Below are 10078 nucleotides of genomic sequence, written 5' to 3' on the forward strand. Positions count from 1 at the left end.
CCTAGCGGCTGTGGTTGCTGTCAGAGGCAATTTCCATGGGCCAGGTGCCAACGTACTGATTGACCACGTCGCCCTGGTACATCATTCTCAAATTGAAGTAGTGGTAGCCATAGCGCCGGGGGTTGCGCACGTCGGAGAGCACCACTACTAGGTCAGTGTTGGCCTCAATCGGCTGCTCAGGGATGATTTCAATGCGGTTTTCGTCCTGAATCCAGTCGACGGCTTTGACTGGAATGACCTCACCCCCGCGCCAGTCGCCCTTGCGTAGCTCGATGGCGTTGGGGTCAAACCGACCGCCAATTTCGGTAAAGCTGTCGGGGTAGTCAATTTCTAGGGAAATGACATCGCGCGGCAGCTTGGTGCGCATGATGTTGAGGTAATAGCGGGAGTTGGTGCTGAAGGGATAGTTGAAATCGATCAGGTACCTGAGGCGATACTCAACCTCAACGCCGCCAAAGATGGTCAACCCAGTCTGAGCCTGGGTCGGTTGAGGCAGCGCGGTGCTGAGGCCGACCGCTGTGGCCACAGCGGCCAGCCCTAGGGCGGCCAACTTAAGCAATTTCTTAAGGGATGTCATGGTGTACCTCCAATGAAAACTGTCTGGCCGGGTAGCTTGGGGCAACCAATCTAGGCCACCCATCACAATAGCTCTAGCGGCCCAAAGGCGCACTCCGATCTGTGCCAGTGGTGCAACCGGGCTCCAGATATCAGGGAATTCCCAGGAAATTAGCCCCTAAATCTGCCCCAATCCTACCATTTAGCCTCTGTGCCCCAAGGCGTGGCGTCGCGGCTACTCGCCGTCGTCGTCAATGATGGCGTTACGATCGAGCAGCAGCAGGTTGCGCAGCTGGTCGGTGTCGAACTCGGTCAGCCAGCCCTCGCCCGCGCTGACTACCTGCTCGGAGAGGGCTTTTTTGCTCTCGATCATCTCGTGGATGCGCTCTTCAAGGGTGCCGGTAGTGACAAATTTGTGCACCTGCACATTGCGGGTCTGGCCAATGCGAAAGGCGCGGTCGGTGGCCTGGTTCTCGATCGCCGGGTTCCACCAGCGATCGTAGTGGAATACATGGTTGGCGCGGGTGAGGTTGAGGCCGACACCACCCGCCTTTAGCGACAGAATAAACAGGCGCGGCGCGGCGGGGTCATTCTGGAAGCGCTCGACCATGGCCTCGCGCTGATTTTTGGTAGTGCTGCCGTAAAGAAACAGCGCCTCTTGGCCCAGATAGGACTGGAGGTGTCGCTGGAGCAGCTTGCCCCACTCAGCAAACTGGGTAAAGATCAGGGCGCGATCGCCCTCGGCAATCACTTCCTCCAGCATTTCATCGAGCCGCTGGAGCTTGCCCGATCGCCCCTTCAGCCCCAGGCTCGACTCCTGCAAAAACTGGGCCGGGTGGTTGCAGATCTGCTTCAGCCGGGTCAACAGAGCGAGGATCTGCCCCTTGCGCTGCACCCCGGTGGCGTCGTCCAAAGTCTCTAGCGCCACATCGACGGTCTGCTGGTAGAGGTTGGCCTGCTCGGCTGACAGACCGCAGTACACGCTCATCTCCTGCTTTTCGGGCAGATCTTGAATGATGCTGCGATCGGTTTTAAGGCGGCGCAAAATGAATGGCTGCACTAGCCCCTTCAGCGCCTTCAGCGAGGCCACATCGCCGTAGCGCTCAATGGGGGTGGCAAAACGCCGCTGAAAGAAATTTTTCGGCCCCAGGTAGCCGGGGTTGAGAAAATCCATGATCGACCACAGCTCGCCCAGGCGATTTTCCACCGGGGTGCCGGTGAGGGCAACGCGAAACTGGGCCTCGATCTGGCGAGCCGCTTTAGACTGCTTGGCGTCGGAGTTTTTGATGTTCTGAGCTTCGTCGAGCACCAGGCAGGGCCAACTCACCGACTGGAGCGGTTTGAGATCGCGGTAGATCAGCGCGTAGCTGGTGATCACCAGGTGCTTGCCCTGCACGGCTTTGGCAAAGCTGGCTCCCTTGGGGCGGCGATCGCCGTGGTGCACCAGGGTTTTGAGCTTAGGGGCAAACCGCTTCACCTCCTTTTCCCAGTTGCCGAGCACCGAGGTGGGGCACACCAGCAGCACCGGGGTCTCAAGCCAGCCGTTGTCTTGCAGGTAGAGCAAAAAGGCAATTAGCTGGATGGTCTTGCCCAGACCCATGTCGTCGGCCAGGCAGGCCCCTAGGCCCCACTGTTCTAAAAACGCCAGCCACGACACCCCGCGTGCCTGGTAGGGCCGCAGCTTGCCTTTAAAGCCGCTAGGGGCCTCCATTTCTTCGAGGGTTTGGTTGCCGGTTGTGAGGGTTTCAATCAGGGTTTGCAGTGCCCCGGTGGCCTCAAAGCTAACTACCGGCAGCCGGTCGATCAGCTGGGTGTCGCCAGTGCTAATCCGCAGGGCATCTTCCACCGACAGGGGCGTGGCGGTCTTTTGCCCCGCTAAGAACTGCCGGGCTGCCTTTACATCCTGGGGCTTGAGCTCAACCCAGCGGCCATTGATTTCGACCAGCGGTGAGCCCTGGTTGATCAACTGCTCAAACTCAGCGGCGGAGAGGGTTTCCCCTGCGATCGACAGCTCCCAGCGAAAGTTGAGTAGGCTCTTGAGGCCGAGCCGCTGCCGCTGGTTCTGGGGTGGCACCTCGGCCTGCACTTTGAGACCCAGTCGCCCAGCTCCGTCTTCGGCCGTTTGGGCCAGACCAGGGGGCAGTTGGACCTCGACGCCGTTGTCTTGCAGCTGCCAGGCCGACGCTTTAATAAACTGGTAGGCCTGGATCGGATCGAGATCGCACTGGGCCGGGTGCTGCTGCCGGAGACTCTCCCGAATCGGTTCGTACAGCCGGGCGGCTCGACCTAGGGCCCCCAGCAGGGTCTCTTGAGGTGATTTGAGAGTTGCCCCCTGGTGATGCAGCTCGTCTACGGGATGCTGCCAGATTAAATCTGCCCCCATCTGCCAGTCGGGGTTAGCCGCTGACTGAAGCTGGTATAGAAGCTGCCACGGCTGCTCGAGCTGTGGGGGTGGCTGTAGCACTAGCCGCAGGCGAAACTGGGTGGCGGGGTCTTCCGCTAAGGTCTGTAAGGGTGTGGTCCAGGTGGTGAGGGCCTCTTGCAGGCGGGCGGCAGCGGCAGCGGGGGCCTCTAGGGTACCTTCTGGCTGGCTTAGAGCTTGGAGCCAAGGCTGTAGTGGAAGCTCCTTGCTGAGATTGGCCAGACCGTTGAGGGGCTGAGCCTGGGCCGCTTGGCGCACCTGGTGGTCAACCAGGGCGGCTAAAAAGGTGAGCAGCAGCGGCTGGGGGTCGAGCAGGGGAACGCCACAGCCCAGAGGGAACTCGCCCTTAGCAACGGGCGGCAGATGGGTGCGACCGATTAGGGGCATAGCCCGCGCAAAATGGCGCAGTCGCTCCTGGTCGGGGGCGCTGTCGAGCAGGGGATGCCAACCCGCTGCCAAGGTTTGGCTGGTGAGTTCTAGGCCCGGCAGAAACTTGCCCCGAGCCAGGAGGTTGAGCCCCCAGCGAGCGATGTGGCCCCAGTAGCGCAGGTCGGCCCCGATTTCGCCGGGGCCGGTCAAGGTGTGTTGCCCCAGAGGCAGGGCAAGCAGCATAGGCAAAAAGTCGGCTATGCCCAGGTGCCAGCCCTGCACCCGCCAGGGGTGGAGCACTGTGTTGGCCTGGACCGCATCGTCGGCTTCAACGTCGACTCGGGCCGAGTGGACTAGCACGAGGGCCGATGGCGTGATCTGGGCGGGCAGTGGCAGGGCCAACTCTCCCCAGATCGGACCGATGGCGCGCGTCGCTGCTTTTGGCCCGCGTGATGCCCCTCGCCGACCGCTGCTCTCCGATGCTTTTTTGGCGCTTTTGCCAGTGCCCGCCGCTTTGGTCAACGCCGCTGGAAATAGCTCCTCAGTGGCACGGCCCACCAACTGCTTTTGCATGGCAGTGAGCACTTGGGCCAGGTCGGTTTGGGCCAGGGAATAGGGATGGGGATGCAGGCCGTCCCAGGGGGCGAGCCCTTCCGGTGGCAAGGGCTGCCAGGCCTCGGCCCAGAGAAAGAACTGCTGCGCCTGGGGAACCCAACTGACGTGTAGTATTGCCATTAGCCCTGTATCTACGACTCGCTCAAAAGTTTGGCATGGGTTGGGAGCAGGTAGATAGGGCCAGTTGCCCCTCGGCTGCGGGTAAAACGCCAGTGAGTACCCCGGCGGGTAAGCCCATCCTCAAAGCCCCGTTCTCGGTTACGCCTGGTGTGCAGAAAACCTGCTTAATTTGCCTATCTTACTCTCTCAGGCTGGCCCTGGCTGGGCATCCTTTAGAACCTTTAGGCATATTCCATCGTGACTGGGGTATGGTCGCTGGGTTTTTCCCAACGGCGAGGTTCGAGGTCAATGGTGCAGCTGAGGGCGCGATCACTCAACCCCGCCGACAGATAGTGGTGGTCAATGCGCCAGCCCATGTTCCGCTGAAAAGCGGCGGTTCGGTAGTCCCACCAGCTGAAGTGACCTCCCTCATCATTAAATAGGCGAAAGCCATCCTTAAGCCCTACCGCCATCACCTCCATAAGCGCCGCTCGCTCGGTGGGGGAGGACATAATGTGCTTCTCTTTGCCTTCCGGGTTATGGATATCTTTGTCTTCGAGGGCAATGTTGAAGTCACCGCAAACGTTCAGGTTGGGGTACTCGGTGAGCAAAGTAGCTAGATACTCTTTTAGGCAGGCTAACCAACGCAGCTTGTACTCGTACTTTTCGCTGCCGACAGAGCTGCCGTTGGGCACGTAGAGATTCACTATATAGATGTCGTCCCACAGCCCGGCGATCACTCGCTTTTGATCGTCTAAATCACCGACGCGATCTTCTCCCAGAACGGGAGCAAAGCCGTATTGCACCTTCTCTAGGGGTTGACGACTGAGCAAGGCTACTCCGTTATAAGACTTTTGGCCGTGGATATAGGCGGTGTAGCCCAACTCTGAAAAGGCTGCGGTCGGAAACGTTTCGTTGATGACCTTAGTCTCTTGGAGGCACAGCACATCTACTGGATTGGTTTGCAGCCACTGGGTCGCGTGGTCGAGGCGCGATCGAATGGAGTTGACGTTCCAGGTGGCAACTTTCATAGACGGGGTTAAGCTAAACAGGTAGGGTCACAACGTTCTAGCTTAAGGGGTGGACCGCCCAAAAGGATCGCGCCCAAAGGATTGCAATGCCATCGGAATTTCCCTCAAATTCACAACCAGAGGGCAAAGCTTTAGTCAAGGAAGTGTGTCGCCGCATTCGGCTAGCTCGCAGCTATTGGGATGCCCACAACAACGCCGCCTGTCGGGGCGAGCGAGAAAAGGCCCTAGCCCTTTACAACACGCTGACCAAGGAGCAAAAAGACCAGATTCCCCAAACCCTGCGGGTGTGGCTGCGCTACCGCAGCGAGAAGTATTTTGGCGCGCATCAGACGCCACCGGGAAATAAGGGGCGATCTGCCAAGGGTCGAGGTAAGAAGTAGACAGGGGTTTTGGTAGAATACTGGCAGTTTAGGGGAATTAGCTCAGTTGGTAGAGCGCTGCGATCGCACCGCAGAGGTCAGGAGTTCGAATCTCCTATTCTCCATTAGCTGTCTACTTACTTGCTAACGCTGGGTACAGGTTCCCAGACCTCCTGTAGTAGAGCATCGAAGTTGGGGACGACCCCTTACTCCTTACCCCTTACCCCTTACCCCTTACCCCTTACCCTGTTAAGGTTGAAGCCATAGGGCGCAGTCGGATCGGTTGAGAGTAGCGACGGCAGCCTCTAGATTTAGGGGGCGACCCCAGAGCTCTAGCTCAAACCAGCCGTCTTGATCGCCTTGGCTGGGGAGAGATGCGCTCAAAATAGTGATGGCCACCTCGCAATCTTTGACCAAGTCAGAGATCACCGGTTGAGGATGGCAGTGGCCAGGAATATGGAGATATAGGCGAATGCGATCGCATCCTTTGGGCAACGCCACCGGCTTTTGATCGCGCGTTTCTGCCTCATTCAATAGTCTGGGTGTGGCTTTGATATCTCGCTTCGGCACAAACTGAACCCGCAAGTCTTTCAGGTAGGCCAATGAGCTTGCCTGCTGCTGGGGGCTACCCAATAGCGCCAGCACAAACTCACCTCCTCGCTTCCGTCGGGATGACAGCGCTGCCCCCACAATGTTGACCGTTACCCCAAAGCGCGAGGTTAACCGTGACAAAATCGGCAGTCGCCGATAGGTCGGCGGAATCACCACCTGACAAACTACAGGTTCCCTTGGCAATATATCCACCGAGGTCGGAGGCAGCGGCTGCCGATGGCGCACATGTTCCCTTGGGGAAAAGCAAGCCATCGGGCGAGGCAGCCCCACCGGAGCCAAAGAAAACCAGGGTTCACCCACCGCCAGCTCGTATTCTAGATTTGAGTACCACATGGCAAAAACACTGTGCAAAGCTTAGTCATCCATTCACGGCCACACCTCAGGCGTGGCGTACATTCGCCGTGAGGAGCTATGGGTTGAACCCAATTGAGGTTCAGGTAAAGCACATTACAAATGAGATTTAACTACTAACTACACGTTTCAATGTCTTTGTCCCTATTGCTCCCTACGCCGCCTGCGGCGTATACCCCGATGAATTGCCTTGAATCACCTCACTGTGGGTACCTCGCACGCTAATCGGCACATCGCCTGCAACCGTGACTCGACGCACGCGACGGGGTTGGCCGTCATAGTCGTAGACCCCGTAGTGCTGCGTAGCCCGGTTGTCCCAAAAAGCGACATCGCCCAGCTGCCAGCGCCAGCGCACGGTGTTTTCGGGCCGGGTGACGTAGCTTTGTAGCATGCGCAGCACATCCGCCGACTCAAATGTCGATAGGCCACGCAGGTGACGCACAAAGCCACCGAGAAAGAGGCAGCGCTCTTGAGTTTCGGGGTGAACACGCACTACCGGATGCAGGGTTTCGTAAACAGTGGCTGAGAATTTTTCTTGGAATGCTCTGGCCTCGGCAGAAACAGACTGGGATGCGGCAGCGTAGTCATAGGCATTGCTGTGGATGGCCCAGGCATCGTCGGCCAGGGTTTTGAGGCAGGGAGGTAAGTCTTGGTAGGCGGTGACGGTGTTGGCCCAGAGGGTGTCGCCACCCGCAGGAGGCAACTCTAAAACGCGCAACACTGAACCCAGGGGCGGTCGATCGACAAAGGTGACGTCGGTGTGCCAAAAGTTGGTGCGCGACGGGGTGCGGCCGTAGTCTATATCGAGAACGGCGGGGTGGTCGGCGGGCGGGGCCACGGTGGGATGAGCGCCGGTAATGTCGCCAAAGCATCGAGCAAAGGCCACTTGGCTAGAGTCATCTAGCGATTGGTTGCGAAAGAAGATCACTTTGTACTTCAGCAAGGCCTGGCGAATTGCACCGACGGTGCGATGGTCAAGACCTGGCCCAGAAGGGCCGCCCAGCTGCTCCCGCAAATTTATCCCTCGAATTTCGGCCCCAATTCGCCCACTGAGGGGTTGGATATCTAGGTCAAGGGCTACTGGGCGAAGGCCAACTAAACTCATCGTTATCACTCCAAACATTTAGTGTGGTGGGGGATCTGCCTGCCGTTAGCCATGTAATAGACGGGGCAAGAGTAGAAAAGATCAGGAATTTTGAGTACTCTCTAGCCAACCGGTCGATTGATCTTGGCCGCCGAACACTCAGCTGAAAAAGGCAATAAGTCAAATTGATTCTTGGATTCAGCTTTCAAGAAGTCAATCTACTGTAATCCGGTCGACTTGCCGGAGTTAATTAATTTTGTACAGAATAGCATGATTTATTTTTTAGACGCTAGTACTTGCCTCTATTTTTCAAAACCTTATTTTTTTAAGGAATATCTCATTGGTTTAAATGTTTCTAGCACTACAATTCTTGGTCAAAATGAATTTTATTGGAGCCAGAAACTATTCAATCTAATAGATTTTGTCTCAAAAGGCTGCCTAAAATGCTCTTTTTACTGGTACTACCCTTAAATTGGCTAGATCGCTGAGTGCTTGGTCTAGAGAATGTTGCCTCAGTTACTTTTGAGAAAAACTTGATACGAAATCTTGTTTTCTGGGCAACAAATGCAGCTTGCCAACGTCCGCAGCTGGCAAAGTAGCTACTGATAAGCTCAGCCGAATAAGCCTGGATTTTTAATTACTTTCATTTAATCTACCGTAAATCTATCGACAAACCGTTCTTTATGTGGCAGTTTAATGGAATCAAGTTTTAGATAGCTATTAAGCCCAGTTTTTTGCAGGGCTTTATTAGTGCTAATAGGGTTGGAAAATGCTCTGACCCATACTCTTTTTGCTGGCAGTGTCACGGCTTCTCATCTCGGTGATGCATCTTGCGGCAGGGTGGTTTGCCTTTGTAGGCGCCCTGTCTGCGATCGCAGATCTGGGTGGATGACGGTTTGGCAATGGCAGTCACTAACCCTAGTTTTTGTTGAAGGATAGACGATGGAATACGGGACAAAGGTGACCGATACCTTAACCACCATGGGGCAGGTGCGAGTCGAACAGCTGCAAGAAGCGGTGCAGGAGGGATTTAGCTCGGTGTTGAACCTGAGAGTGCCCAATGAGCTAGGTTTTTGGGCTGGGGAGCAGCAGGTCGCAGAATCTTTGGGGTTGTGCTATGCCCACATTCCCCTTCGGCTAGAGCATCTAGAAGAAGCGGTGATCGCCCAAATTTTGCGGCAGCTCGATCAGTTACCTAAGCCGGTACTCGTGCATTGCGCTGCTGGCATGCGATCGACTGCCATTGCCCTATTGAGCACTGCGATCGCCGAGCGACTCACCCCAGAGCAAACCGTCGAAAAAGCCTACGCCATTGGCTTTCACTACATCGACAACACCCTAGTCAGTCCTCAGCTGAGGGAGCGTTTTTTCGACTACGTGGCCCAGCATTCTAAGGCGAAGCGTCCGGCGGAGCGGCAAATTGAGGCCCAGGCCGCCTAAGTAAAGAGGTATGGATGGGAGGGGGTAGCTGCTCGTATTAGCCAGGGCCAAGCTCAAGCCAGGGGGTGAGCCCCAAGCCCTGGCGGCGCTAATTCAGGGGGTGCTGCTGCTGGGGCGGCTTTACCAGCAGCCCCAGCGGTTAAAGGCCGGATTTGGACCAGGTGCGCCGCCACCTGCGCGAGGCTTTGATAGAAGAACCTGGCACTGGGTTGGGATGAATTTGACGGGCGGGGTGGATGGGTAGGGGTAAGGGGTGGATGGGTTCGGGGGAGTGTTTAGATTTTGGTGTGGTTGTCGGTGATGGTGTAGATTTCGCCAAGGCGATCGCGGTAAATTACATCGTGCGTCACCCAGACTGTAGCCCGACGGTTGTCTCACACCAGGGCGCAATACAAAAGCCCGAACCGAGTGAACTCGGTCCAGGCAGCAACTCAGCGTTGGTTGCGATCGCCCGCTATGGCTACCGCAAAGATTAAGGGCAGAGGCAATGGAGGGGTCACAACGACCGATCGTTAACCATCGCCCGCTATGCCCTAGGCTCGAATCGACCAGTGGTTGCTAATTGGGATGCCGCTGCGCTGGAACAGCTGAAAAATAGGACATCGGCGCTCGGTTTCAGCCTGTAGGATTTGAAAATCTGTGGCCGATGCACTGGTATCCACCACGGCGCGAATGGCAACCTGTTCAAAGTTAGGGTTGCCGTTTCGTGAGCCATTCACCAGCACAGCGGTGTCGAGGTCTGCACTAATGTCAAACTCAAAGCCATTGAGCTGAATACCCAGATCCTTCGCAACCAGCTGAGCCGTGACCTGGGAGCAAGAAATCAGCGAACTCAGGGCATAGGCAATGGGGCTAGGGTGCTCGTCGTGCCCGCCAAACACCGGCGCTGCATCAACCTGAATGGTGTGCTGGGAGCCATCAACTTCAATAACTTGAGCCACTCCCTTGCCCTGGGAACGCAGTTTAAATGTGGCGGTCGTTGGCTTGACGCGAATAGCTGCGGTCATAGATTGTGCCGGTGTGAATATTATAGCTAAAGCCGGTTAGGTTAGGACACGGCTTGCTTAAGGATTGACTCCATGGCAGCGCGCAAGCCATCGTCATGGGGAAGGAGCTTTCGAATTCGGCTTTTTAACCAACC

General features: G+C 56.7%; 9 protein-coding genes and 1 tRNA gene. 4 read left to right on the forward strand and 6 right to left on the reverse strand.

The annotated features are described in order from the left end of the window. Position 1 precedes the first annotated feature (1 nt). The 3 genes from H6F75_RS24040 to xth all read right to left on the reverse strand — a co-directional run bounded on the left by H6F75_RS24040 (position 2) and on the right by xth (position 5091). Positions 2–577, reverse strand: coding sequence for a DUF2808 domain-containing protein (locus H6F75_RS24040; protein WP_190755271.1), 576 nt, complete (start codon positions 575–577; stop codon positions 2–4). Between the two features lie 213 nt (positions 578–790). Further along, positions 791–4081, reverse strand: a complete 3291-nt coding sequence (locus tag H6F75_RS24045) for a DEAD/DEAH box helicase (protein WP_190755273.1) — start codon at positions 4079–4081, stop codon at positions 791–793. Between the two features lie 221 nt (positions 4082–4302). Next, entirely contained in the window at positions 4303–5091 is a 789-nt protein-coding gene (xth, locus tag H6F75_RS24050; protein WP_190755275.1) for an exodeoxyribonuclease III, read from the reverse strand. 86 nt (positions 5092–5177) lie between these two features. On the opposite strand from xth, the gene H6F75_RS24055 reads away from it, so the two are divergent. Both H6F75_RS24055 and H6F75_RS24060 read left to right on the forward strand, forming a co-directional pair. Next, positions 5178–5471 (forward strand): Precorrin-3B methylase, encoded by a 294-nt coding sequence (locus H6F75_RS24055; protein ID WP_190755277.1) that lies wholly within the window; start codon positions 5178–5180, stop codon positions 5469–5471. 31 nt (positions 5472–5502) lie between these two features. Then, positions 5503–5575 (forward strand) — tRNA-Ala (locus H6F75_RS24060). A gap of 124 nt (positions 5576–5699) precedes the next feature. Here H6F75_RS24060 and H6F75_RS24065 read toward each other — a convergent pair. Further along, entirely contained in the window at positions 5700–6395 is a 696-nt protein-coding gene (locus H6F75_RS24065) for an NIL domain-containing protein (RefSeq protein WP_190755279.1), read from the reverse strand. 172 nt (positions 6396–6567) lie between these two features. Beyond that, positions 6568–7518: a TauD/TfdA family dioxygenase gene (locus H6F75_RS24070; RefSeq protein ID WP_190755281.1), complete on the reverse strand. Its 951-nt coding sequence runs from the start codon at positions 7516–7518 to the stop codon at positions 6568–6570. Positions 7519–8439: 921 nt separating this feature from the next. Between H6F75_RS24070 and H6F75_RS24075 the strand changes: the two genes are divergently transcribed. Then, positions 8440–8937 (forward strand): sulfur transferase domain-containing protein, encoded by a 498-nt coding sequence (locus H6F75_RS24075; RefSeq protein WP_190755283.1) that lies wholly within the window; start codon positions 8440–8442, stop codon positions 8935–8937. Positions 8938–9194: 257 nt separating this feature from the next. Beyond that, entirely contained in the window at positions 9195–9413 is a 219-nt protein-coding gene (locus tag H6F75_RS24080) for a hypothetical protein (RefSeq protein ID WP_190755285.1), read from the forward strand. Between the two features lie 57 nt (positions 9414–9470). Here the strand turns inward: H6F75_RS24080 and H6F75_RS24085 are convergent, their stop codons facing one another. Further along, on the reverse strand, positions 9471–9944 hold the full coding sequence (locus tag H6F75_RS24085) for an OsmC family protein (protein ID WP_190755287.1): 474 nt from the start codon (positions 9942–9944) through the stop codon (positions 9471–9473). Between the last annotated feature and the right edge of the window lie 134 nt (positions 9945–10078).

The organism is Nodosilinea sp. FACHB-131, from assembly GCF_014695395.1.
In the GTDB taxonomy this organism is placed as follows: Bacteria; Cyanobacteriota; Cyanobacteriia; order Phormidesmidales; family Phormidesmidaceae; genus Nodosilinea.

Coding starts and splice junctions, on each gene's coding strand:
- H6F75_RS24040 (WP_190755271.1), bottom strand. CDS start 577: ATGACATCCCTTAAGAAATTGCTTAAGTTGGCCGCCCTAGGGCTGGCC.
- H6F75_RS24045 (WP_190755273.1), bottom strand. CDS start 4,081: ATGGCAATACTACACGTCAGTTGGGTTCCCCAGGCGCAGCAGTTCTTT.
- xth (WP_190755275.1), bottom strand. CDS start 5,091: ATGAAAGTTGCCACCTGGAACGTCAACTCCATTCGATCGCGCCTCGAC.
- H6F75_RS24055 (WP_190755277.1), top strand. CDS start 5,178: ATGCCATCGGAATTTCCCTCAAATTCACAACCAGAGGGCAAAGCTTTA.
- H6F75_RS24065 (WP_190755279.1), bottom strand. CDS start 6,395: ATGTGGTACTCAAATCTAGAATACGAGCTGGCGGTGGGTGAACCCTGG.
- H6F75_RS24070 (WP_190755281.1), bottom strand. CDS start 7,518: ATGAGTTTAGTTGGCCTTCGCCCAGTAGCCCTTGACCTAGATATCCAA.
- H6F75_RS24075 (WP_190755283.1), top strand. CDS start 8,440: ATGGAATACGGGACAAAGGTGACCGATACCTTAACCACCATGGGGCAG.
- H6F75_RS24080 (WP_190755285.1), top strand. CDS start 9,195: ATGGGTTCGGGGGAGTGTTTAGATTTTGGTGTGGTTGTCGGTGATGGT.
- H6F75_RS24085 (WP_190755287.1), bottom strand. CDS start 9,944: ATGACCGCAGCTATTCGCGTCAAGCCAACGACCGCCACATTTAAACTG.